This window comes from Mycoplasma sp. CSL7475-4, from assembly GCF_024834065.1.
GTDB lineage: Bacteria > Bacillota_I > Bacilli_A > Mycoplasmatales > Metamycoplasmataceae > Mycoplasmopsis.
Genome location: NZ_JANUYA010000010.1, coordinates 1 through 26,780 on the forward strand (window position 1 = coordinate 1; position 26,780 = coordinate 26,780).

The 26,780-nt window shown below is 28.2% G+C and carries 22 protein-coding genes; 21 read left to right on the forward strand and 1 reads right to left on the reverse strand.

The features are described 5' to 3' along the window. Positions 1-185: 185 nt before the first annotated feature. The 21 genes from NXS15_RS03405 (at position 186) to NXS15_RS03505 (ending at position 24,993) form a co-directional block, all read left to right on the forward strand. On the forward strand, positions 186-971 hold the full coding sequence (locus tag NXS15_RS03405) for an MAGa4850 family ICE element protein (protein WP_259290463.1): 786 nt from the start codon (positions 186-188) through the stop codon (positions 969-971). A 290-nt stretch (positions 972-1,261) separates the two neighbouring features. Then, positions 1,262-2,542 carry a hypothetical protein gene (locus tag NXS15_RS03410; RefSeq protein WP_259290464.1) on the forward strand — a complete coding sequence of 427 codons (1,281 nt, stop codon included), beginning with the start codon at positions 1,262-1,264 and terminating at the stop codon, positions 2,540-2,542. A gap of 2 nt (positions 2,543-2,544) precedes the next feature. Then, the gene (locus tag NXS15_RS03415; RefSeq protein WP_259290465.1) at positions 2,545-4,479 is read left to right on the forward strand and encodes a type IV secretory system conjugative DNA transfer family protein; all 1,935 of its coding nucleotides are present in this window, start codon (positions 2,545-2,547) and stop codon (positions 4,477-4,479) included. A 22-nt stretch (positions 4,480-4,501) separates the two neighbouring features. Continuing rightward, on the forward strand, positions 4,502-4,825 hold the full coding sequence (locus NXS15_RS03420; RefSeq protein WP_259290466.1) for a hypothetical protein: 324 nt from the start codon (positions 4,502-4,504) through the stop codon (positions 4,823-4,825). Position 4,826: 1 nt separating this feature from the next. Beyond that, positions 4,827-7,028, forward strand: coding sequence for an ImmA/IrrE family metallo-endopeptidase (locus NXS15_RS03425; protein WP_259290467.1), 2,202 nt, complete (start codon positions 4,827-4,829; stop codon positions 7,026-7,028). A 9-nt stretch (positions 7,029-7,037) separates the two neighbouring features. Then, positions 7,038-7,421, forward strand: coding sequence for a hypothetical protein (locus NXS15_RS03430; RefSeq protein WP_259290468.1), 384 nt, complete (start codon positions 7,038-7,040; stop codon positions 7,419-7,421). 60 nt (positions 7,422-7,481) lie between these two features. Beyond that, entirely contained in the window at positions 7,482-7,694 is a 213-nt protein-coding gene (locus NXS15_RS03435; protein ID WP_259290469.1) for a hypothetical protein, read from the forward strand. Then, a complete protein-coding gene (locus NXS15_RS03440; RefSeq protein ID WP_259290470.1) occupies positions 7,675-9,243 on the forward strand; it encodes an MAG3960 family lipoprotein in 1,569 nt (522 codons plus the stop codon). The genes NXS15_RS03435 and NXS15_RS03440 overlap by 20 nt, the downstream gene beginning before the upstream one ends. Positions 9,244-9,250: 7 nt before the next feature. Further along, a complete protein-coding gene (locus NXS15_RS03445; RefSeq protein ID WP_216567847.1) occupies positions 9,251-9,436 on the forward strand; it encodes a hypothetical protein in 186 nt (61 codons plus the stop codon). Between the two features lie 80 nt (positions 9,437-9,516). Further along, entirely contained in the window at positions 9,517-9,738 is a 222-nt protein-coding gene (locus NXS15_RS03450) for a hypothetical protein (protein ID WP_216567846.1), read from the forward strand. Between the two features lie 12 nt (positions 9,739-9,750). After that, positions 9,751-10,155: a single-stranded DNA-binding protein gene (locus tag NXS15_RS03455; protein ID WP_259290471.1), complete on the forward strand. Its 405-nt coding sequence runs from the start codon at positions 9,751-9,753 to the stop codon at positions 10,153-10,155. Positions 10,156-10,163: 8 nt separating this feature from the next. Further along, positions 10,164-10,487 (forward strand): Mbov_0395 family pilin-like conjugal transfer protein, encoded by a 324-nt coding sequence (locus NXS15_RS03460; RefSeq protein ID WP_259290472.1) that lies wholly within the window; start codon positions 10,164-10,166, stop codon positions 10,485-10,487. Positions 10,488-10,489: 2 nt separating this feature from the next. Continuing rightward, positions 10,490-12,244 (forward strand): Mbov_0396 family ICE element transmembrane protein, encoded by a 1,755-nt coding sequence (locus NXS15_RS03465; protein ID WP_259290473.1) that lies wholly within the window; start codon positions 10,490-10,492, stop codon positions 12,242-12,244. Next, positions 12,244-15,078, forward strand: a complete 2,835-nt coding sequence (locus NXS15_RS03470; protein ID WP_259290474.1) for an Mbov_0397 family ICE element conjugal transfer ATPase — start codon at positions 12,244-12,246, stop codon at positions 15,076-15,078. Before NXS15_RS03465 ends, NXS15_RS03470 begins: the two co-directional genes overlap by 1 nt. A gap of 7 nt (positions 15,079-15,085) precedes the next feature. Further along, a complete protein-coding gene (locus NXS15_RS03475; protein WP_259290475.1) occupies positions 15,086-15,862 on the forward strand; it encodes an Mbov_0398 family ICE element protein in 777 nt (258 codons plus the stop codon). Between the two features lie 3 nt (positions 15,863-15,865). After that, positions 15,866-19,858, forward strand: coding sequence for an Mbov_0399 family ICE element protein (locus NXS15_RS03480; RefSeq protein WP_259290476.1), 3,993 nt, complete (start codon positions 15,866-15,868; stop codon positions 19,856-19,858). Positions 19,859-20,043: 185 nt separating this feature from the next. Continuing rightward, positions 20,044-20,781, forward strand: coding sequence for an Mbov_0400 family ICE element protein (locus tag NXS15_RS03485; protein ID WP_259290477.1), 738 nt, complete (start codon positions 20,044-20,046; stop codon positions 20,779-20,781). A gap of 37 nt (positions 20,782-20,818) precedes the next feature. Beyond that, entirely contained in the window at positions 20,819-22,093 is a 1,275-nt protein-coding gene (locus NXS15_RS03490) for an Mbov_0401 family ICE element transposase-like protein (RefSeq protein WP_258451583.1), read from the forward strand. A gap of 466 nt (positions 22,094-22,559) precedes the next feature. After that, on the forward strand, positions 22,560-23,741 hold the full coding sequence (locus tag NXS15_RS03495) for an MHO_1580 family protein (protein WP_259290478.1): 1,182 nt from the start codon (positions 22,560-22,562) through the stop codon (positions 23,739-23,741). Continuing rightward, positions 23,707-24,111 (forward strand): MHO_1590 family protein, encoded by a 405-nt coding sequence (locus tag NXS15_RS03500; RefSeq protein WP_259290479.1) that lies wholly within the window; start codon positions 23,707-23,709, stop codon positions 24,109-24,111. Before NXS15_RS03495 ends, NXS15_RS03500 begins: the two co-directional genes overlap by 35 nt. 63 nt (positions 24,112-24,174) lie before the next feature. Beyond that, complete coding sequence (locus NXS15_RS03505) at positions 24,175-24,993, forward strand: HAD-IIB family hydrolase (RefSeq protein WP_259290480.1); 819 nt, start codon at positions 24,175-24,177, stop codon at positions 24,991-24,993. 4 nt (positions 24,994-24,997) lie between these two features. Here NXS15_RS03505 and rlmD read toward each other — a convergent pair whose 3' ends face one another. Next, complete coding sequence (rlmD, locus tag NXS15_RS03510) at positions 24,998-26,323, reverse strand: 23S rRNA (uracil(1939)-C(5))-methyltransferase RlmD (protein WP_259290481.1); 1,326 nt, start codon at positions 26,321-26,323, stop codon at positions 24,998-25,000. Positions 26,324-26,780 lie beyond the last annotated feature (457 nt).

Below are 26,780 nucleotides of genomic sequence, written 5' to 3' on the forward strand. Positions count from 1 at the left end.
GAATGCGTAAAAAATTAGTGTGTAAAAAAGCTGCAACCTACTTGCAGCTTTTTTGATTTTAAAAAAAATTAGTAAATGAAAAGGAGGGAACAACCCCCCCCTGACAACTGAATATATTATACCACAAAAATGTTGTTCCCAACTTTTCATTTTCTAAAAAAACAAAAATTTTTTTAGGAGTTATTATGAGTGTTTGAAGCAATTTAGATTTGATGGAGAAAGAAGGTCAGCAAGAAGAAATTAGAAATTTTTACAGCAATGTAAATTTTGTAAAAAAATATGATCGCAAAGTTTATGATAAACAAAACTTTGAGCATGTTTGAAAATTCATTAAAAATGCGAAGTTGGTTATTTCACGAAGTTGAAAAAATAAATTAGCTGGTAATGAAGTTTTGGTTAAAGTTTTTATGACTATTAGAATGTATAAAAAACTAAATTGTGAGATAAGTAAAAATGATTTAGTTTCGCAACTTGGTTTTAAGAAAACGACGCTGAATTTAGCCATTAAAAAACTTGTTGATTTAGGCCTTGTGGATGGCGAAATTTTAAGAGAAAAAAATGTCTTAAAATTGAAAAAAATAAACCTGAGAAATAAGGGCGAAAATTACGTTGTGATTAGAGACGAAAATGCGATGAAAATTTTGCTTTTAAATGGTTTGAAAGCAGCGTGATATTTTGTAGTTGAAAAATATAAATCTAAAGCTTTAGCAGGTAAAAAATTTATCATGCGTAAGGGTGATAAAAAAGTTATGCTGCAAAATGGTTTTTATGATGATATGAGCCGTAGTGGTGTTTTTAGAATGCATAATGCTTTTGCTGAGCTGTTAGGGTTTAGAGTTAAACAAATTTATCAGGTTGTGAGAGGTGTTGAGAAAAAATTTATTTGCTTAAAAAATAAACTAGGACAAGCTTTTAGAAAGTTTGTCGGTTATGGGTTTAAGTGTGAAAGATATTTAATTATGAAGTTTTAATTAGATAAAAGAGAGTCATGTATATGGACGTGTAGTTTAATGTAAAACACGACTTATGATACGTATTCTGGTTCGAGTCCAGATAGTCCGCTGAAAATTAAACATGATTCTGATTAAAACAAAATTAGATATTTTTAAAAAATGGAGAACTATCGATGTCGGTGGTGTTCTTTAGCATTGCGATGATGGGAAAAACGAAGATTTTGAGAGTGGGAAATTTTGGTTTGGACAAAATCTGGAACATAAATATATTAGTCATGTATATGTAATATATATGACGTGGGAGATTAATGAATAGACAAAGGATATATTCTAATATCGAGTTTGCTAAATATGGTTTGGAGAAAAAAATACAAAAAGGTCAAGACCAGGTTCATGATTGGGAATTTTATTCTTCAGGAAGACATTTGCGTTATATAGCTCGTGTTGATGCTGTTTATGTTCAAGATGATGATAAAACCAAGTTTGATTTAGAAAGTGAATTTAAAAAATCGGGTTTAGATTTTAAATCGTGGATGAATTTACAAACCAGAGTTAAAAAAGATAGTGCAAAATCCGGAGTTTATCGTTTGTTTGAAAATCCCAAAGATATTAATGTTAATGATGAAATTGAATTATTGAATAAGATTTCGCAAAAACAAATTGTCTGAGAAATGATTATTAATCCAGGACAATTTGGAGTTGATAATTTTATGTTAGATAAAAATGAGTGAGCAGATTTATTAAATGTGCATATGCGAAAACTTTTGAAGGCAAATCATTTAGATCCTGATAATATAAGAGGCCATTGAGTTATGCACGCTAATACAGATTTTCCTCATGTGCATTTAAGTTTTTGAGAAATAAATCCTAATACACAAACTAAAAAAGAGGGATTGGTCTTTAAGCAAAAAGGTTGATTGAGTAAAAAGTCGGTACAAAATTTTAATAATGTTTTATCTTCGGAAGTAATTTATCAAAAGGAATATCGTAAGTTAAATGAAACTAAAGCTAAAACCTGAGATATTAGGAAGCATATAAAAGCGATTACGACGCTAGATGATGTGCGAAATGAAGAAATTTATGATGATGTATTTAAAGTGCGCGATTATATGCTTAATCGCAAAAATAAAACATATGTTAAAGCAGATGAAGATATTAAAGAAGCAATTTGAAATATTTTTGATTATGTGCAAAGTAATAATGACGACATTAAAATGCAATATCAAAATTACATGTCAGAGTTAGAAAAGTTAAAAGGCGAAAAGTTAGCATCACTATTTAACGAAAAATTAAAAAACAATTTTATTGATAAAGAAAAAGATGAGTTTGAAAAACAAATCGGTAATTTGATTATTAAGTTATGTTTGAATGAAGATGAGATGAGCGAAAGGGCAGATCGATTTAAGGGTTTAAATAGTGTTCAAAAAATATTTATTCAAAAATCAGCAAGACGCAAAAGTGAAGCTAAACAAAACCTGAATTTAAAATGAATAATTGATGGTTGAAATTGAGAAGCAAACGGAGTGCATTTTAGACATAAATTGGAGGCTTTACGAAGTTATCGCAAAAATGTTAAGGCAAGGTATTAAATATGAAGCACAAAAAATTCTTTGATTCTAAATTTTTTAGATTTTTAAAATATTTTTTTAGTTTAGTTATTGTGCCTTTTATTTGTTTTGTATTAGTTGGTATTGTCGGAACGGTATTAATTAGTCGTGATAAGGCAATTAAGGGGTGATTTAAGGGTGAGAGAGATGTCTGGGGCGATATAGTTAATTTCTATGTGCTTGAGAATAAATATCGGCTTTATGGTTTAGTTTTGATTTTAGTTGTTAGTTTTATATGTTTGGTTGTTTTGAATTATAAGGACTGATTAAAAAATATATCTAGATCACAAGCAAATGATAATTCACCATTTTTATATAACCAGGAAAGTGGCGAGGGTAATTTAAGAAAATTTAAAAAGGAATTTGCGAATAATAATGAATCTGGGTTTGTAATAGGTCATATTAAAAAATACGGCGATATGGTCAATCACTCTGACTCTCATATGATTTTATTAGGAATTGCTGGTTCGGGTAAAACTTGAAGAATACTCTTTCAAAATATCGTCCGTAATGCAAGTTTGTCTGATGATAAAAAAGCAAATATGGTAATAATCGATCCAAAACAAGAATTATTAGAAGCAACGGGTGGTATTTTAAAAAAACAAGGTTATGACGTGAAGCTGTTTGATTTAGATAATCCTAATAACTCCGTACGCTGAAATCCATTGAAGTTAGCTTGAGATTACTTTCATTCAAAAGAGTATAAAGAATTAAGTAATTTAGATTATTCCGAAGGTTTTGATGCGCTCCGTGAAGTGGTTGAAGAATTAAAATGAGGCGATAGACAAGACGACGGGATTTGAGTAGCACAAGCGAAAAATGTCGTGATGACAATATTAAAATTTATGGTTCTTTACTCGTTAGAAAATAAAAAGTTTAGTTTAAATTACTTTACATTGTCAAATGTTGTTGCGTTTTTAAATTTAGATACTTTTACGATGGGTGAATGAACCAAGATTGTAAATGAAAATAGATATAAATCAATTTATTGAGAAAAATTAAAACGTGAGATGGATGCACTAATTACGACAGTGCCTGAGACATTAACTGGTATTTTGATTAATGCTACGAAGGCTCTAATTCAATTTTCTAATGATTTAAAAACTGAAGAAATCACATCGAAAAATAATGTTGATTTTGAACAAATGATTGGTAATGATAGGCCATTTGCGATATTTATCAGTTTTCCAGACCATAAAAAATCATCATCATTTCTAATTCCGATTTTAATTAGTCAAATTTATAAAAGTGCGATTTCGAAGGCAAATTCTTTACCAGGTAAAAAATTGAATAGAAGTTTGCTATTTATTATGGAAGAGTTTAACTCAATTGAAAAAATACCAAATTTAGGTGATTGAATGTCGATATCAAGGTCGAGAAAAATATTTTTCCTTTTGGTGTTGCAGGACTATACACAATTAGATAAATATAACAGTGGTAAATCAGAGCATAAATTAATTAAATCGCAGGCAAGATTAACAGTGTTTTTAGAAACTAATAATGAGGAAACGCTAAAAGCGTATGCTGAGATGTTGGGTAAGTATGAAAAAGAGAGAAAATCGACTTCATATAATGGCAAAACAAAATCAGTTTCATCATCATTAAATAAAGAATTTGTGATGGATGTTGGCGATTTGAAATACAAATCTAAGGAGTTGGCGATTGTGTTAGCTGGTGGGTATAAACCGATAGCGATTAAACCAATGTTTTTATTTGATTATATGAATAAACCGAATTATGAGCATAGAGAGATTGTTGCTGATACAAATGATGCTATTTTGTGAGATTTTGAAAAAATGACCGAAATTAATATTGATGGTGGAGGTACCGTTGAAAAAATATATGATGAAGATTTAAATAAGCTGATAGAACAGAGAAAAAATTTAAATATTTTGTGCTCGAATGCAAATAGTGAATAAAACTAAAATTAAGGGGGTCAAAATGACACAATATAATGAATATAAATTTATTAAAAGTTTAGGAGAAGATAAAGCTAAGAAAATTCTTGGTTTGTTAGATACCTGAATGGATTATGCAAAAGATGAAGTTAAGCAAGAACTTTATCATGGTTCAAAAGTTAATAAAGATGCTGATGTACTTTATTGAAAAGCAATTCAAAAATTAGTTGATATTAAAAATGGTTTTTGAGAATTTTATAAAAAATATAATGAAGATCAAAAATATGCTGATTCATTAAATGTTGCTGAGTTAGGTGAAGTTGAGCAATTATATGTAGATATTGCGAGAAAGGCTGAAAATAATTAATATGCAAGATCATTTTGAAATAGTAAATGTTTATAAAGGCGATGTTCAAAAACATACATTTAACACAGGAATTAGTGATGACGAGTTAGTTCGTGCTAATGCACGTGAATTAGTTAAATTTTTTAGGTATAGTGATTTAAGTCCTGTTAGTATTACTACTTATCCTGATAATCCAATGCGAATAACATATACTTTTTATTGCGATAAAGACGAAATTATTGGTGATATTAAAATTAAAGAATTTAATTATTACTCAATTGATATTAACAAAAAGAATGAAAAAAGAATAATTAACGACTATGTTAGAAGAAATTTTGTTTCGATTTTTAAAGATACACTAATTGACCTTGAAGTTGATAAATTTAGAAAAAAACTTAATGAAGAGTATCCTGAAAGTCGTGAAGCAGTAATGGATTATGCAATATTTAAAAAGCAATTTAAAGAGGAATTTGCTAATCGATATCGTTTTTCACCAGGCGAAGAATCTTGGGAAGAAATCAAAGCTAATCCAGATAAGACTATTGCTTTTAACGACTTAATTTATACGGTATTGCCTAGTATTTATGGAGCAAAAGCACCTTTTAGAATTTTTACATGGGGTGAAGTGACAGATTATATGTGAGATAGACATATACCAGGAAACTTTAATTTATCCGAAATACCAGAAAAGGTAATTTGATTGTTTAGTCAATTTGCAGGACCAGCGACGGTAGCAAAATATTTTTTAGATGATTATCCACAAGATGAAAAAGAATTTGAAAAATGATGAGTTGATGAAGGTAATGGAATTAAAACTGAAAAAGAAGTTCAAAGGAAATTAAGAGAGTATTTAGAATTTAATTTCAATCATAAATTTTATGGTCAAGCTATAAAGAGAGTTGATGGTGAAAATGGTGGAACAGTATTTACTTTTAACGAAACTTTATATGAGATGTTAGCAGAATATAATCATTTATTTAGTTCGGTTGCAAAAACAATGGAAGTTGAACAAAGTCAGGTAGATAGTTTTATGAGTGAGGTCAGTGCATATTTTGCAGATAGAATTACTGATTCCTACAATTTAATTTTTAAGGATTCGCATCATAAACTGCCAACATTTTATAGAACATATGGCAATAAGGCAGAAGTGTTTTATAAAGGCATTGAAGAAGAGAAAGATGATAAAGTTGAGCAGCAAGAAAGTGAAAAAGAAGATATGAAATTAAAAAAACCTGATGAAGATAAACAAGATAAATCATCAATTGATTTACTGATTGAAAAATCGAGTGCAGAATTAGATGAGTATTTTAATAGTGAAGAGAAAATGAAAGAATATTTAGATTTTATATCTGGTTTTGCTAATAAATATAGCTTCAAAAATATGAACTTGATTAAATCACAAATGGAAGGTGCAGCAATTGTTAAATCATTTACTGAGTGAAAAAAAGAAGGTGTATCGATTAAAGCTGGTCAGAAAGGTTTGAAAATATTAGCACCTAATGAAATAGTTATGCTGGAAGAAATTGACGAGCAGGGAAATATTAGATGAGTGCCGATTAAGAAAGCAAAAAAAGAAACAGTTAAAAAATATCACGAAGGAAAAGTTAAGTGGAAAAACGAGATTGTAGGGTTTAGAATTGCAAATGTTTTTGATATAGCACAAACTACAATGCCTAAGGAAAATTATCCTAAAAAATACTTTAATGCTTTTATCACTGATGAGAGTGAAGATAGTAAAAAGTTATTTGAATTAGTAAAAGAGACAATTATCAAAAATAATGATGCTGTGATAAGAGAAAATGAGACTTTAGGTCAGGTTAAGGGAATGTCGTCTTTAGATGATAAAGATAATGTAAAAATATATTTGAATGAGTTAAACTCTGATTTACAAAATTTAAAAACCTTATTACATGAATATGCACACGTGAAGTTAAAACATAGTTTAAGAGATTTAGAAAGACCTAGTTGCGAGCTACAAGCTGAGATGACAGCGTATGTGGTAGGTAAAGAATTAGGAATAGATACTAAGGACCATAGTTTTAAATATATGCGAAGTTGATCGAAGGGTGCAAGCATAAAAGAAAAACAAAATTTATTAACCGAAGTTAATGAGGTTTCTAAGGCTATTTTTAGCGAAATTGAGAGCAATTTTTTAGCTAATGGCGATGTTTATCAAGACAAAAATAAAAGCAAAAAGAATTTGAAAAATAAGCTAAGTTTGTAGAGGTAAGAGATGAATAAAAATGCAGGTAGAAGTGAAAAGCAAGTTATTGGTGGAATAAATAGCGTTGTTTTTGAAAATGAAAAATCCATTTTAGTGGTTTTACCTCAGATGGTGGAAGAACATTTACCAGAACATCATTATGAGTGAGAAGGTTATAAGTTTTTCTTTCCTAAGAAAATGAGTAGAAAATTAAAAAATGGAAATTGAGAAATTTCATATTATTCTGATTTTAAAGTTAATGTTTTTAAACAAGAAAAAAACGTGATATCAGAGAAGTGAGAAACCATAGATTCGCAGGAAATTGATATGGAGCAGATTGCTAAATTTTATGTTGTTTATAAAAAATATATTCGAGAATTAGAGCGATTACGTAAAAGCTCAAATAATGATTAATGCTCACGTGTGAGCGCGCATTATGCATACACGTGTGCGAGGAGTTGAGAAAGGATAGTTATGGCAAAAAGTAAATATGGCGTTGTTTATTATCGACTTCGGGGTTCGAAAAATAATTATTCTAAATCAATTAATCGCTGCAAGGTATGAAAAAAGGTATTAGAAGTCATTGATTATGAGCAAAAAAGAGGACATTGAGATAAAATTATAGTAGAGCAAACAAAAGTGATTAAAGTTGTAAGGTTAGTTAAAGATGATGAAAAAAAAGATTAAATGATTATTAAGTGGTGCTGGACTTAGCGTGGTGCCAGTGATGACTAGTTCGTGCATTTGAAGCCATTATGATGAACCAATTCCAAAACCTGATGAGTCGAAAAAAACGCAGACAATTGCGATAAGAGAAAAAAACAAAGATGATGCTGATGAAAAACATAACGAAGTTGAAGTCAGAGATGTTAGACAATTTAGTTATAACGGAATGACATTTAATGTTGCACCAGAAGATACATATGATGCTAATAAGAGATATTATGCTGATATGGTTTTAGAAAATGATGCGAGTGAGTTTAAGAAGTTTTTAAATAGCTATGGTGATTATTGAATTACTAATTTAAACGAGTATGATTTTCCGACTCTGGTTGATGTTAGTCGTTATGTGCGAAGCTTGGTGGTGAAGAAAGGTGATGGAATTAAATATTCTAGTGCTGATGAGCGAAATATTAGTGCGAAAGAATATAATGCTTTAATTACGAAATTGTTGGAAATACTTGATGTTAGTGGGGACTTTGATTTTAAAAAAGAAGAAAATAGAGAACAAAAAATTAGTTATGTTTTAAATAAAGATGATGCAATTGGTATTCTTAATGATTGATTAATTACTGATAGAGCAAGTTTGTTTTCAAAACATTATGATGATTGATTAAAGATTATGGGTGATAATGTTTCATTTGGCCGAAAAAAAATTGAGTTTGGAAGTCCATATTGATATGAAATATCGGCTAAAGATGAAGATGCTAAAGTCAAAAACATTAATGGTAAGAAAAAGAAAGTTCCTTCGGCTGTTTGAAAATTAAATCGTGATATTTATTTGAGAAATATGTTTGATAATGAGATGTTTTTATCAAGAGCATTTTATGCGAAAACATTAGCTGAGAATGAAATCATTAATAACGACTGGATTGATTGATTGTATTTGAATGATTCCAGTGTGCTGGCAATGCAGGTACCACAATATAGGTTATTAGTTGCATATTTAAGATTAATGAAAAAACTAACTGATAGTATTAATTTTGTTGCTGTGGATGATGAAGCAGAGAATGCGAAAAAAATTAAGGAAAATGGCTCAATTGTAGATAAAAGTAAGAATTTAGAATTAAATATATTAGATAGTGGAACTTACGCTTTAATTGAAGAGTATGAAAAAGCATTATTAGATTATTTAGCGTTGGAACACGCTATGGGATTTATGGGTCGTGAGGACCATAATCCTAATTTACAACTTTTTGGTGGTGGAACTAATTATGGTTATAAGGTCGATTATAGAGACACTTATAAATGAGCTAAAAAGCAATATGAAGAGTTTGTGTTGCCGTTAAAAGTTGGTTTAGGTAATGCGACCTGAGCATCATCATCATCATCATCATATAATAAACGATTTAATAATCCTCAAACGATTGAGAAATATAAATTAATTTGAGCAGATATTAAAGAAGTTGATGGAGTTGAAAGACCACAATTAATTACGATTGAGTTAGCACGAGAAAGATTAGGTAAGATTATTAATTTATTTAATGATAAATTTGGTTGAAAATATAAAAGATAGGAGTAGGATGCCAGAGAAAAAGCATGTGGTTTATGACCACGAAGAATATATGAGATGTTTGAAAGAGGACATCGCCAGAGATTATGGTTTATCGATGGAAGAATTTAATTTATTAGATGATTTTAGTCCCGAAGCTAAAAAACTATATGATGATCTAATTGAGAAAGTTCATGCAAAAATAAAATCAAAATAAAAATACGTAAAGTTAAACGCCAATTTACGATCTAAGTTGTTTAGATTGTTTGTTGGCGTTTTTTTGATTAAAGGAGGTATATGGAAGGATCGTTTGTCATTGCTGGCATTGAGTTTTTGGCGATTGTTTTAATTTTGATGATAGTGGTGCTGGTTAGAGGTTATAAAGAGTGTTTTGCTCGTGATAAGAAGTTAAGACAAAAAGCACGGTCTAATCAAAAGGAATGAAAGTATTTAGTGTCTGGCGTTGTTGTGAATGTTTTAGGAATATGAACAATGGTGACGTATTTTATTATGAAATAAGAAAGGAAGAATATGAATAAAGTATTACTGACAGGAAGAGTTGCTAATGAGAGTTTTTGAGAAATGAATACTAGTAAAGCAAACATTTTAAAGTTTAGTATAGCTACAAATGAGATTAATAATGAAAGTGAGTTTATTGATGTTGTTATTTTTCAAAACAATGCATTAAATTTTAAAAAATATGTGAAACAAGGCGATTTAGTAGAGGTTGTTGGCACATTAAAAAAGAATAGTTTTATTAATAGTGAAGGAGTTAAAGAATATCGTTTAGAGGTTATTGGGAATAGTGTCATTTATTCTACGAAAGCACTAAAAAATAAAACAAATAATTATGTTGTTGATGATGAAAAAACAAATGATGAAAATGAGAAAGAAAGTAGTCAGGAAGACTATTTAGAAGATTTAATTATTAGATAGGAGATATTATGAATTTATTAAATAAAGTATTAGACGGTAGTACAAGTACCGGTGGTAATCAAGGAATTAAAGAAAGTTTTGATGCGATTGCAACACAAATACAATATTACATTAATATAGTATTAGGAGCGTTTGCAGGGGTTTTAACAATAGCAATTGTGATTATTGCAGCTATTGCATTTTTTAAAGCAGGTAAGACAGAATCAGAAGAAGAAAGACAAGGTCAAATGAGAAGAATTAAATGATTAGGAATTTTTCTTATTGCTGTAGTTGTGTTATGAGCTCTTAGTCCGATAATTACTTCGATTATTAAGTCTGCGATCGGAGCATAAAAGTGTTCGAAGGAGTAATAAATAAGATTAGTTATGGTGCTTTTATGATGGGTTATGGCCCGTTTGTAATTTTGCCGTTGCTATTAATTAATGCTATTGTGATGCTGTTTGAGTTAGTTGCTGTTGGACTACCACAATATTTATTATTTGGTTTGAGTTTATCTCAAAAATTTGAGTTCGCCGTGCTACCTGATATGTTTAAACGATTAGCCATTATATCGAGTTTAGTTTATGTTTTGTTATTCGCTTTTAGTGCTTTGAGAATGTGAGCGTATAAAGGCGATGATGGAGTAAATCCGGTGCAAGTTGCGTTAAAAAACTCGCTTGTGGGAACGGTGTGGTTAATTGGTCTGCCGGTGTGTGTTTATTTATTTAATTTGATTATTGGCTTGATGTTGAATTTAGTTTTAGGGTCTAATAGTTTAACTTTAGATAAAACACTTTTTAGAAGTATTTGAGCAGAGGACCAGTTAGATGGTATTAGTTTTAAAAGATGAAATGAAATAGGCGATAATTACTTTAATATCACATATGATGATTATGAACATTTAGCATGAGGTCAAGGACCTAGATTGGTATTTTTGGGTGCATTGATGTCGATTGGTACATTAGTACCTCTGACATTAGGTTTAATAACTTTGGTGACGAAAATATTTCAACAGTTGTTTTTATTCGTTATTTCGCCATTTGTGGCAGCATCATCGATTGCAGATGATGGTAAGCGAATGAAACAATGACAAGAAATGTATATGGGGAAATCATTTGCGATTTTGGGTTTTGTTGTCGGAATACAGATATATGCTGTTTTTTTACAAAGAAGTACTGATTGAGCGAATAATTTAGATACTAACTGATTTATGAAAATATTATTAATTGTTGGTTTAGCCGTTGGTGGAGCTGTAGCTAGCACAGGATTATCTGGCGAGATTGCAGCATTTGTTGGAGAATCTGCATCAGTGAGAGAGACTATGTCGGAAACTAAAGGTTTATTGGCTAGTGGAATGGCATTAGGTGCTGGTATTGGTGGTGCGTTTAAAGCACTTGGTAAAGCAACGAAAGCTAGTGGTAAAGCAATAAAAACTGCTGGTGTGGGTTTAACTCGTGGTAAGGCAGGATTGCAAAAATTAGAAGCTAAGAGAGATTTAAAAAATAAATTGAAATCAGGAGAATTATCAAAAGCTGGATATGCTAAAGAAATGCAAAGCTTAAATATGCGTTCAGAAGACCAAAGAATGGCTATAGCAAATGATAAGATGGAAACCAAAGCTGAAAGAGCAATGATTAGAAAAGAACTAGCTTCAGGAAATAGTGCTTATAAAAAATCTGATTTAAGAGCTAGTGATAATAAATTAATTAAACAAGAAAATCAAACCTTGAAAGAAATGGAAAAACTAGCTGCTCAGGAAGGCGGAGTTAATTCAGAGAAATATAAAGAATTAGCACAAAGACATGAAGCGTTAGGTAGTTTAATTGATGCGAGAACACAGCGTAGTTCGAGAAAAGAATTAAATATTAATGACCAAAAATCAAGATTGATGGCTCAAAACTCAAAACGTGGAGTTGCATCGAAAAATATTGTTTCAGCTGCTGAATTAGAAAAACAAAAACTAATTAAAGAACGTGAAGCTAATAAAGATAACAAGTTGATTTCATCATTTATAGATGGTCGAATAAAAAGTGCTGATGCAAGAGAAGCTGCAAACAAAAAACGAGCAAAAAGTATAGTAAAAAGTAAAGAAAATATTAAGAAAGGTTAATGAGAATGCTACAACCAAAAAATATAAAGAAAACTAAGTTAAAAGTGTTTAAGAATTTTGACTGAATTGATTTTGTAGTGTTATTAGCTTGTGTTATTAGTTCGATTTTCTTAACGCAATCAGTGTTGCCTAAGAAAATGAATCCTTATTTCAAAATATTAATTTGATTTTTAACATTCGGTGTATTTAGTGTGCTTTTAATAAAAATTAGAAAATATGATGTTAGATTATATAGATTGCTGATTAGGATGATTTGTTATATTTTTAAAACTAAAAAATATAATAAGAGAAACAGCACGAAAAATTTAATACCATATGCCGAAATGCTCGAAGATAGATATATTAAAACAAAAATGTTGCGTGGTGGAGTTAAATATTTTAGCGTATTAAAATTTAAAGGTAAGACTCCTTGAAGTGAAGAAGAAAGCGATAGAGAGTCGTTTTTAGCAAAATTTATTGATGTATTAGATAATACAAAAATACAGATTAGTTTTGTTAGACAAAAGGAATTAATTGATTATTCAAAAAACTTTGAAGCTTTAAAAACTAATTTAGACCAAAAAATGCAATATTTAAAGCTAAATAATGCAAGTGCTGAAGTGATTGAAAATTACACAAATTTATATGAAGAAAAGTTTTTAGACTTTGAAACATTAGATAAAGAAATAATGCTTGATACATATTATGTTGTACTGTATGAGCGTAGAATATCAGAACTACAAAAAAATATTGATATGGTTTATCAGTATATGAACTCGATGGAATTAGAACCTCGTTTATTAAAGTCTGCTGATTTAGTGAGGTTTTTGGCTAGATTAAACGATAAAGAATTAGATGAGGAATTACTTAAAAAATATATAGATCAGCAACAATTAAAAACTAATGGGTTGAGACGAAATTATCGTGATGAAGAAGAAATTTTAAGTAATGATTGAATTTTGAGATTTAAAAAATGATTATTATCAAAATCGAAAAAACATAAAAATGATAGCTCTTCTTCAAAAACAAAATTGATTAGTTTAGATGAGTTATTAAGAGCAGAAAATGTCGTTTTTAAAGCTAATTACTTTATTAAAGACATGTTATATTATTCAATTCAGACAGTTAATGAACTGCCATTGAGATTACAGGATGGATGAAATAGCGAGTTATTGAATAATGATTCTGTTATTGTGTGAAATTTAGGTGCAATTTCAACAGAAGCACAAGCACATTTATTAGATAGTGTGGCTAAAAAGAATATTGATAACTCAGCTGTTATTAATTCAAAATTTCAAAGAAAGTCTAATAATTTACAATTAGAAGCTATGGAATATTTACAGGACCAACTATTAATTGATGGTAATAATTTATTTGATTCACATTTCATGATTATTAATAAAGCAAGTTCATTAAAAGAATTAAAGATGATTGAGAGTAAAAATTATCATGCAGCTGTTAAAGCTAGAATTTATTTAACTTTATTACCATTTAGACAGTTTGAAGCTTATGCTCAAAGTTGTTTAATAACCACAAATAATTTAAAAGAAGCAGTACAGATATCATCATTTAATGCTGCATATGGTTGAAGCTTCGAAAATGAGTTTCATAATGACGGTAATATTAGTATTTTAGGGACAACTATATCTACGGGTGAGCCGATTATAGTTGATAGATTTTATAAAAAAGACGCAAAGAGAACTAATTATAACTGGATGACTGTTGGGACTAGTGGAACAGGAAAATCATCATCAAAATCAAAATCGATAGTTGATGAGTTAGCACAAAACAGAAATGTTTATGTTATCGATTTAGAGAATGAGTATAAATATTTAGCAAAAAAATTCGGTGGAACAATTTTCAATATTGGTAATAGTGGTAAAACCACTTTAAATCCTTTAGAGATTAGGGTATCGATTTGAGATAATGAAGATGATAATAAACAAGAAGTTAGCGTCGAAGGTATCGTTTTAAAACATTTGGAATGATTAGAAGGATTTTTTAAATTAGTAAATGTAAATTTTAGAGATGAACATATTATGGTTATTTTATCCTGTTTGAAAAGACTTTATGAGCAAAGTGGAGTTTATGATATTAGAAGCGTTGAAGAGTTTAAAATGATTAAAAAATGACCGATTATGTCAGATTTAATTGTGGAATTAGAAAACTATAAATATGTTGATGAATTTGAAAAACAAAGAAAACGTGAAATGGTAGCTAATATTGCTGATTCGTTTAAATTTTTATTTGAGAATAATGGTAAATATCAAAACTTATATAATGCTGAAACCAAGATTGATTTAGATAATGAATTTATTATTTTTAACACAAAAGAATTAATGTCGTTAGGGAAAGATGATTCAAATTTAGGTAGTTATGTCTTACTGAGTTTAATACAAGATTTGGTTTATCAAAATGTGGTTAAAAATCCTAATAAACATACGGTCTTATTTATTGATGAGATTCATCAGTATGTCGATAATTCTCGTCCAATAATGTTAAATTTCGTTTGAAAATTAACTAAGACAGGACGTAAATATTTATTTGGTTTAGATTTAACAACACAGTCGCCATCAGATTTATTAGTTTCTGCTAAAGCTGAGTCGATAGTGCAGAATTGTCAGTACTCTACTATTTTTGGGCTTAAGGAAAAAGACTTGAAAGCAGTCGAGCAGATGTATGAATATACCGGTGGTTTAAATAAATCGATGACTTCATTTTTAAGTGCTGGAGTAATTGGTAATAATATGATTTCACTGAATTTAAACTCAAAAATTAAGATTGATGTTTGATATAACGAATATGAAAAAGGATTGTACTTTAAACAAGGCGATTTTAGAAAACAAGAACTATAGGAGTATTATGGATAAAGAAAAACTAGATATGAGTAAAGAATTGTTGTTAAAACAATATGAAAATATAGCTTTAAAAAACGAGTTAATGAACCAACAAGCAGAATTGCAGGAAAAAGAATTAACACAACAAATAGAATATAAAGATGATAAAGCAAGCGAAGAAAAGGAAGTAAAACCTAAAAAACGAGGTCGAAAACCGAAAAAGAAAGCAAAAGATGAAGCGCCAAAACAAGATAATGGTGTGCAATTAAGTTTTAGATTATATGATGAAAACGATATTTTAAAATTTAAATCATTTCGGAAAACAGTTGAAGGTAAAGGACAGTCTTTATCGAATGCTTTATCTGATATTGTAGTTTCGTTTTTAGATGAAAAAGATAAAAGAAAAGTAATGTCATCGTTGAAGGTTGATTTATTTTATGCGTTTAGAAAAGCATTTTATGCGTCTTTATCGCCTTATACTGCGAATATTATTAATCAAATTTTAAAAGTTAGAGTTGAGAATAATATTATTAATAAAAAACTGGATTTACTACTAAATGCTTTGGCTGGTGGTGATGTTTCGAAAGAGATAATTGATAATCCTGGTTCGGAATTGTTAGTTGAGCCGAAATATTTTGAGCAAATTCGTCAGATTTTAAATATCGAAAATGATGAAAAAGGTTTAAAAACAAATGAGAAAGTAGCGAAAGTTAAAAGACGTGAAGAAATATATGAAAATTATGAGTTTAATAACGAAACAGATCCCGAGATTTTGGCAGAGTATTTTGATTTAGGTAAATAATTTATGAGAAATAAACTAAAAAAGATTTTAAATTTTGGGCTGGTAAGTGCTCCATTTGCTGTGCCATTATGTTTTGTTTCTACTAGTTTTAAAACTGATGCTAATAGTACTACCACTTATTACTCTTTGCCTAGAGAATGGGGTAGGAATGTAAGGAGTCAGCAATTAAGTAAATCATTTTCGGTGGATTCTAACAAAGCATTTATGAAATCACCTTATTGAGAAGATTTTTATAAAATTGAATGAAGAATAAGTGCTGATGATATATTTTTAAACGAAAATTTAACTTGACAATTTAGATCGGATGGCCAAAGAGTATCTGATCAAGAGTTTAATAAATATTTAAAAGATTTAGAAGACATTAATAATTGAGAAAAACATGTAGGTTATGAAATATCGACAACAATTGATTTTAATCGTTTTGAAGCTATGTATCAAAAGATAATGAGAAATAATTATCTTGATTTAAATGTTAAAAATGAAATTAAAAGACAGTGAGAAAATGCTAAATTAGGATTAATAAAAGGTAAGAGAGTTGAGATAAAATTACAAAACGATGATTATCAATATATTAGCTATGACTCATTTGAAGAAATAGAATATGACAGATGAGAATGGGTAAATGGTCGTTTAATTGATATAAATACACAAGACCAGGCAAAAAGACTGGTTATTAATATTAGTGGTGAGTATGAAAAAGCACACGATAATTATGAGGAATTAAAAACTGGTTGATACAAAATTCAAAATGAAATTTTACAAAATAAAACAGAATTTATGATTAGTTCTGATAGTGGTGGTAATTTAAATACTAAACCTAAATCAGGGTTTAAGTCTAATAAAAAATTTCTTGATGATTATATTAAAAAATTAAATGAAAATATAACCTCTGCAAAAATCAATATGCGATTAGTTTATAAGCAAGCTTCTAGCGATAAAATAAATCTTTATGTTATTTGAAATGGCGAAAAGAAATTATTAGCAGATAATGTTAAAGTTAAATTTAAACCTAATTCTAATTTTGAAGGTTTGCAAATAGATGAAAGATTAAAAATTGAATTAGGTAAGTGAGTAGATTTTGATGCAAAAACAACTCGTTTAGTTGATGATGTTTTAATTAGAGATCCAAAAGATACTAAGAGTATAGGCGTTAAACAGAGAGAAAAGAAATATTGAGCAGGTAGATGGAAAGCTCATACACCTTTAAAAGTAATATTTAATACAACGTTAAGTGAGAATGAAGTTTTAAAAATTAATGGTAAAAGAATAGAGGTATTAGATAGAACATTTGAAGAATTTTTACAAGATAATCGGAGTAATGCTGGTGATGATGAAAGAGTGTTTGATTATGGTGTTGTCGTTAATGATGATACACAAAAAACACAAGAAAATTCACATCTAAAAAATGAATATAAAATTGATATTTATAAATATTCTCGTCCAGGTAATTTAGATGCTGATTTAGAAATGCATTATACAAAAGTATTATTTATAGATTCAAAATCAGCACAAGTTGATTTTAAGTGATATGCCTGAGAACCTGAAAATAATCCACAACAAAAAGAATTAATAGAGGAATTTATAAAAGATAGTGAGGGAAATTTATTAAGAGATGATAAGGGAAATAGCATTAAAAATCCTAAATATGATCCGAGTATAGATCCAGAAACAGGGACGAAAAAACAACTAGTTTGGTTTGATTTTGGTCTCTTTGATAGCAAAAGTCAGCTAAAAAATGAAGCTTTAAATAATTTTGATATATATTACAATGATGAAAAAGATAGAGAATATTATAAATTAACTAAGCTACCATTTAACACTAAAACACTTTTTGCACCTCACGATAATAATAGTTTAGATAAAGGTTTAATTGTCGAAGCTATTGTGCTTGGTAAAGGTGGATTAAAACAACTTATTGGTAAGACAGAGAAATTTACATTATATAAATTAGAACAAAACGATAATTATTTGTGGTTTGTGAAACAAGATAATAATAAATTTTATAATGAGGAGGTTATAAAGACCTCTGATAATACATATTTTTCTAATTCAGGGATTTGGTTATTTGCATCAAATGCTGAAAAGTCAATTAGTAATTTTAAGTTGGTTTTAATAAAAGAAAATTCAAATCCACAAAGCTATTTTACGGAAAATGTTGTTTTGGATTCTAAACAGATTAGACCTCTTTGAAAAACAAAACAAGGAATAAAGTTCTTTAACTATTTAAAAATAAAACATAATTTAAAAGATGAAGATATTGTAGCTTTAAATTATGAAAGTGCTATGCAGTATTATAAAAGTTATATTAACGAATTGTACTGAAGTGCAAAATACAATGATTTTATTAGTATAAATCCAGTATTTAATGCAATTAATGACGATCAATATACGAGTGAAGAATTTAGGGAAAAATATATTACTAATGGTTTTGAGCAAGCGTATAGAGATATATTAGGCGATTTTGAATATAAAAGTGAAGTTAATATTGCTAACATTGAAATTAGTGAAGATAAGCAAGGTATTTATATCTATTTGAATCCAAAAACAAGTGAAGATATTTATAGATTACAACAGAGATATTTTTTAAATGTTAAGTTTAGAGATGTTGATTCTAGTGCAAAAACTTTAATTAATTTAAATCTAAATCAAGAACTATTATTGAGTTTAGCACGTGATAGTTTAGTTAGTGAATATACTAAAAAGTTAAATCAAAATATAAATAGAATTTTTACTAATGATATGGAGGAAGTAAGTAAATTAAACATTTCTTTGAGCTTTAATGTAGATACTAAAATTTTAAATATTGATGTTGAAGTTAAAGAGGAATATAAAGATAAGTACAGAATTGAACCTAATAACACTTTTATATTGCAAATTGAAGGTTTTGCAGATGAAGAGTCAATAAATAGCAATGAAAACAATATTTTTGAAGGTTTGGTTGTGGATGATATTAATTTGTCAGGTTTAGATGATTATGATGAAATTAAAAGCTTTATTTTAGAGCAAATAGCTATCAAAATACCACATTTAAAATTAGGTACTGATTATGAAATTAAAAATTTAGATACAGTAATTAAACAGAGAATTAAACCACAGATAAATGTTTCGAATGTAAACTTACCTCGTAAGTCATCATTGGTTTTAGAGGCATTAAATGGTAGAAATGGCGTTTTTTATGTGGGAGTAATTAATACGACGAATAAAATTATTGATAATGATATAGATCTTAAAAACATTAAAATCGATGACTTGATAATTAACGAAAATAATATTGTTGGGTTAAAAACGAAGGTAATAGAATATATCACAGATGAATTAAATAAGTATGGTTTAAACCTTAATTACGACGTGAGAATAATAAATTACAATGAAGGTATTTGGTATTTGTCAAAAGGGAAATCAGCAAAATTTGATTTTATAATTGAAGGTATTAATAAAAAAATTAGAAATACTACTACTGTAAATATTACAAATCATGCAGAATTTGTTAATGATGAAAACGGAAATAGGATTCTTTATGATTTAAGTTTAGTTGTTAAATGAGTTTTTAAATATAGTGAAAATGATTTAGGCAATTTAAGAAATAAAATTATTAAAAATGTTTCTGATTTTCTATATCAGAAATATAAATTAGAATATAAAATAGACTATCAATTTAATTTCGAAGAAATAGATAAACTTGTAAGAAATATCACTTCCCAAAAAAATGTAGAATTAGAAGATATATTATTTATTTATCCAGTAGAAAATGTCTCGAAAAATAAAGGTAGTTTTTACATTAAAAATATTACTAGTTTAGATATCATTGATAATTTAGATAAGGTAAAACCTGTTGAACCTGTGCCTGTTAAAGATGCAGAAGAAATTAAAAGAGCAAAATCTAAACAAAATCTGCTTTTAACGATTTTAGTACCATTAGGCGTGGGAATTGTTTTGATTGGTGGTATTATTGGCTGATTTATAAAGGTTAGATATCTAAATAAAAAAGTTAAATAATTTTATTTGATTTATGTATATTATGTGTATAATATAGTTATCAAAATATATCTGAATCGCCAAGTGGAATCGTCGCAGTTGAGACTTGGAAGTGGGATATATAGTGAGTGGACAAGAGAAGAAAAAATATTTTCGGGTGCAAAAATAATTGCACTGCTTTTTTTATAATTAAATAAGGAGGTTATATGTCTTGAATAGCATGAAACAGAAAAAAGTATGCTCAAAAAAATAAAGTGCAGACTTTTTCACACAATATTATGGGTAAAAAAATACTGGCATATCATAATAGAAGGGATATAAGACCATTAGTGGTGTTTTATAATGGAAATGAGGTATATTTTTTAAATTCCAGATCAGTAACACAACATAATAACAAAATCAAAGGTGAGGTAAAAGCTAAATTTAGCGAAAAATTAAAAGAGTCGTTTATCGACACCTCTTCTATACAAGTGATGAATAGTAAAGAATTTTTTAAAATTTATAAAAATGATCAATTTAATCCTGTCTATCAGTTGAATAATAAAGATGCAAAAAATGTAATAAATGCTTTAAATGATAGTTTGGAATCGGATCATTTAACTATACAGAGAATCAGCATTAACGATAAATACGAATCCGTTAGTGAGGTTTTATTTTCCACCAAAATTAAAAATGACCTACCTTTAAACAAAAGCTTTAATGAAAATTACTTAGTGCAAACAAACGAGGCCGTAGCTACTGTTTTACATTTAAGAGCTCTTATTAAACATTTAAAAGTTATGGATGATGAGGAATTAACGAATTATCGCAACGCTGAAAATGTAGATGAATACATGTATAAGAACTATAATGGTTATCGTAGTAAAAATGATTATATTAAAGTATTAAACCAAATATCTGAACCTGAAAATAAAGAAGAAGTTAAATCTAAATTGTCATTATAACGCCGTGTTAAAAACGGTGTTTTTTTATAATTTTATTATGCAATACGAAATTAACATTTTTGACAATTTAAGTAATTTAAGAAGTTTATATGCAGCGAAAGCAGACGAATTAAATCGTCTAGAATACGAGTTTAGAACTAAGACTAGATTTATTACACATAAACATTTTAGAATCGCCAGAAGGCTTAAAAAACGCTGAATTACATTAGGTGGTGAGTTTGAGTTAAATATTACAATGTATGAGTTTAGTGATAAAGGTGTGATGAAAAGAGAATTATATTATCACGATAAAATTTTAAAAAACTTAGCCATTTGTAAATATGATTTTGAGCTGGTGAAAGCTTGCATATTAGCAGACCTTAATAATACAAAATTACCAACTGAAGTAGTGGCAAAACAACCATCGAAACAACATCTGTTTTATCTTAAAAAACGCTTTAAAATTGACGAACAAATTAGGGCAAAAAATAAACTAGAAATTAGTAAAAATGAAGCTATTTTAGCAGGTCAAAAAAACAGCAAAATTCATTTAGAAATTGATGATTTATTTATCAATTTTCAAGGCCGTAAATATGGCGAAAAATTAAGGTGTCGTGAAGCTATTATTCATAGTAATTTTATAGGTGGAAATAGGTCTAATAAAAGGAAGAAAAATAGGTCAGCTATTTGCTTATTTTTCTTAAAAAAACTTAGTGCTAAAAGCGATCAAAATAATGATTTAAACTACTTTTCAAATCGATTAAATGATTATATTGAAAAGTTAAATTTAAACAAAAATAGCATAATTTTTAAGGGCGATGGAGCCAGATGAATGAAGTCTATTTCACAAAAAATAGGGGTCAAATATGTGCTTGATTATTTTCATTTAGTTAAAAAAATTAATGAAACTTTTGGATTTAATCACTTCGCTTCGAAGGAGAATAAGAAAGTTTTTACGAACTGATATAGTGCAAAATATCGACTAAGATGGGTCGAACTATTTCGCAAAATTTTTAGCAAAAACGATAAGCTTGGTTATGAAGCATATGTTAATTTTAGAGATAATTTTATCTTCGAAGCTCGACAAAAACAGATAAATAATAAATGTCTTTTAGCTGCTAAAAGACTATTTTACTTCATCGAAAATCATAAAGACCAGATATGAAATGATGAGAATAAGATATGCCTGATTGCTAGTTATACCGAGCATTTTGTCTTCAATTATTTTAAAAAACACATTAAAAAAATGAGCTCAACTTTTGGTTTGAGCTCCATTAAAACAAAAATAATATATAAAAACCTGAAAAAAGGTGTTGGCACAATATTTTTATAAATTTTGATTATTTTTTATTAGTGGTACAGGTTTGTGAAATTAATAATTTAGATTTTACTATAACATAGTTATAGTAAGAAATAAATAAAATAATTTTTGTAGTAGTTATGGAGCAGTTTTTAAAAAGTGGTACAAACTTGTACCACAAAAACTGAAAAACTCTATTATTACAAAGTAATAATAGCAAGGTATAAAATGGTGCTTCGGTTAGAAGCTTTGTACCATTTGTTGCCTTGCCTTAAAAGGCGTACGCGCGCGTGCAAAAGAAAATTTTATTTTTTTGCACCAGTTTTTAAAACGCAAAAATCTTAAAAATTTCTGAAAAAAATTAGGTATAATGGTATTAATCAAAAATTAACTAGTTAGGTTTTCAGCTAACACACTAATTTTTTACCGATCCAATAAAAAATTTAAACATAATATATATGATTTTGAAACGGCACGAAGATATTTAAAAGTCAAAAATGTGTTAAGAGGTAGAGTTGAGATTAGAAGATTTTTCAACAAAGATCGCTTCTATATTGCATTTACCATTGCTGTGCCTGTTATGAGTTATAAATCAAAAAACCAAAATGTAGGTCTAGATGATTTTGAATTTAGTGTCAATAACAAACTTATCGATAAGTCAAAGATTAACATAAGGGAGATTGAATATTTCCCAGGCAAACAAGGTAATATTGATGACTTTTTTGCTTTTAAAAAGTCGAATATTGATTTTAAACCAAATGCAGCAACACTTTACCACGTTGTTATTTCTTCAGATTCCCTTGGCTTAAAATTTAGCGAACTAAATAATATTGTTTTTCAAACAAACGGCAACAATAAAGAAATTTGAGATATCAAAAAAAGTACAAATCAAGTTAAAGAATACCGAATTGAAAGCAAAGAAAATAAAGCCAATTTTAAAGTCGCTGAAAGATATTTATTTGAGTTTGGTGAACTAAATAATGACACAATCGATAGTAAAACTTACTATATCGACACGAATATAAATTTCAATAAAATAACACATCAAAATAACGAAGAAATAGGTGTTTCTAAGTCAGTAATAAAAGCTGAAAAATACTGAAATAATAGCGATTTTTCAATATTTGATGAGTACAAAAGAATTTGAAATCAATATCAATCATTGAGTAAAAATGAACTACACTCATTCAGCGGAGAACAATGACAAAACTTAAATAATCTTAATTTGCATTCCGAAACAATTTCAACATTTTACAATAGCAACAGCGAACAAAAAAGATATGTTTTCGACTGACCTACTGAATACAGCTATAAGACAAATTCTATTCAAGATGGTTACAACTTCGACAAGAAAGGGCTTTTTATTCCTTACAATTTTAAAGGTGACTTAACAACAACATATAAATATATTTTTGACAATGGTGGTTTTGATAATAATGATAATTTAATTAAAATCTACATCAACAACACACAAAATGTCAAAAATAGAATTTTAGACCCATTTGATGGAATGATCAGTATGGATGTTGAACAAGATGTCCTTGAAGTAAGTGAATTAAAATATTCCTTCAGCGCAAATGATATCGAAACAATTATCAAAAACAACCCAATGAATATTGACTTTTTCAATAAATTTAGAATAAATAATGAACAAGAAAAAAATAATAATACCAATAGCTAGCTTAAGTGCAATAGCCAGTATAACCATACCAATAGTGACGGTATCATTAACGAAAAAGAATAAGAATAAAATTGAAGAAAAAGCTGAATATAAAATAAATCAGGATGAAATTTACCCTGTAATCAACAAAAATCAATTTTATGAATATGTAAGATATATTGATAACAAGGCAGTATTCGACAAGTCAATAGTTAATGCAGTATTCAATTATGTCGTCGCAAACATGCAAACAAATGTTGATAAATTGGAATTTGACTATCATTTTATAGACGATGGTGAATTAGAATTAAAATTTATTGCTTATAATGCAAATCAGATTTTTACAAAATCATATAAATTAAGCACAAAATTAAATTTAGAGGAACAGTAATGTTTCTCTTTTTTTTAGAAAATACACGATGTTTTAAATAATTTTCTAAGTTATAATATTCTTATGAAACTAGAAAATATTAAATTGATATTTATCGATTTAGACGGTACAAGTTTAGATTATAAACGCAAACTTTTAAGTAAAAAAAATCTGGAAATTATTGAAAAATGTCGCCAAAATGGAATTAGAGTAATAGTTTCAACTGGAAGAGGCCTAAATCAAAAAACAAAAGACATATTAAATCAAATAAATGACCCTTCGAACATTATCGCTTGAAACGGAGCCAAAGTTCTTATGGACGGAAAAGAATTTTTTTCATCTTCAATTCCAACACAAATAATAGAACAAATATCAATTTTAATTAAAAAATATAAAGTAACAACAATTGTGAATTCTGACTTTAAAAATAGCACATATACTAATTCAATGATGATAAAGTTATTGACTAAATTGAAAGGCGGAATGGCAAAGCCGATTGAAAGTTTTACTTATAATTTTGAAATCTTTAAATTTATTTTTATACCTAAAAATAAAAAATTATTCCTAAAATTTAAAAATGAGTTAACCAGTAAGTTTGGTGACCAGTTAAATATCCTTAATGCACGTAGTTATTCAACTTTTATTGAGGTTACTAATATAAACGCATCAAAAGGATTGGGAGAGGTTTTATTCAGCAAGTTAAATAATATTTCACCTGAAAATTGTGTTCATATTGGCGATACTATGAACGACTCCACAACTGTTGGCAAAGTAAAACATGTGATCGCAATGAAAAATGCGAGTGCTGAATTTAAAAAAATGGCAAATTTTATTAGTCCATATGACTACAAAAATGGTGGTTTAGCAAAAACAATAAATCACTTTATCCTAAACAAAAAATAGAGAATTAATTTTCTCTATTTTTTGTTAAAACACCTACACACTCAATATGGTGTGTTTGACTAAACATATCACATGGTCTTAAATATTCCAACTTGTAGCCGTTGCGTTGTAGCATATCAATATCACGACACATTGTGTGGACATTACATGATATATAACCGATTTTCTCTGGTTTATATTTTATTACAGAGTTAAAAAACTCTGTGCTCATTCCCGAGCGCGGTGGGTCAACAATCAGTATGTTGGCGTCATTTATTTTAAAAATATTTTTATTAACATCGCCAGCATAAAACACTGAGTTAGTTATATTATTAATATTTGCGTTTTGCTCGGCATTTTGTACTGCTTCAGGAATAATTTCAAGACCATATACTTTTTTTACTAACGGAGCAATTGTTAAAGCAATTGTTCCTACACCACTGTAAGCGTCAATAACTACATCGTTTTTATTCAGATTCAAATTGTCTATTAACAACTTGTAAAGATTGTATGTTTGACTTGAATTTATTTGAAAAAAACTATTTCAGTTTATATTAACAACAAGATTTCCGATCTTGTCTTTTATCCCAGTTTTATTATTTAATAAAGAAATTGATCTGTCTTTTTTCTTTGATTTAATGTTAAGAATAATATTGACTAAATTAGGAAATTTTGCAACAAAACTAGCTAAAAAGTCTTCGCTTAATTTTACAAAATGATTAGTGTTTATAATCACAATAAACTCGTCATATGATTCTGAATATCTAAAGGTAAAACTATCAATATATCAAATATTTTCAATAAATTCATTGAAATTATTGATATTTTTCTCTAGTCACTTAATCATAGTATTAATATTTTTGTGAGCCAAATCATAATTTGTTTGTTGAATAATATTGTGTGTATTTTTTTCATATAAACCAAAAATTACCTGGCCGTTAGATTCACTCACAAATACTGTGATTTTATTGCGATAATTTCATTCATTTTTACTTTTTAGTATCGGTAAAACATTGTCAAAATGAATATTGCGTCCGAATAAATATTTAACAAACTCTTCTTTAAATTTCAATTGACCTTCATAGGATAGCATCGCAATTGCTGTAGAGCCCGATTCCATTAATTGTTCGTTTGGAACATTAATTCTTTGTGGCGAAATTTTGTGTCTTTTTAAGACTTTGGCAAAAGCAAACTTGTTATTTGCTTTTTTGATAACTATGTCTGCAATTTCGCCAACTAATAAATTTTCGACAAATAAAGGATAGTCATCTATTTTTACGACTCCCATACCTTCATATGATAAATTTATTGCTTCTACATTATTAATGATTTGGTTTTTATTAAATTTCATATGCTAATTATATAAAAAAAAGACGAATATTCGTCTTTAGGTTGATTAACATATAAATAAGTAAAATAAATAAGCATCACGCATAAGGCTTATTCAATTATTTGATTGAAGGGAGCAATATACTCTTAAGCAACGAATCCTGTGGAGTTCGTAATCGTTCACATTGGGAACGCATCGATATTATTATATACTAAAGCTAGATATTAAGAAACTATTTTTAATATATGTCATGTAAGAAACAAAAATGTCCTCTAGTATAAAAAACAAAAAAAGCCTTTTTGATAATATTTTATTGTGATTTAAATGACAATGATATTTATGAAAATTACCAAGTACAAAACCAAAGAAAAATTAGATAAATATGATTACAAAACAAAATTAAAAAATAAATTAATTGCATTGCAAAATTACTTAAAAAATACAAAATGGTCGCTAAAAAAGATAGCAGAAGTTATTA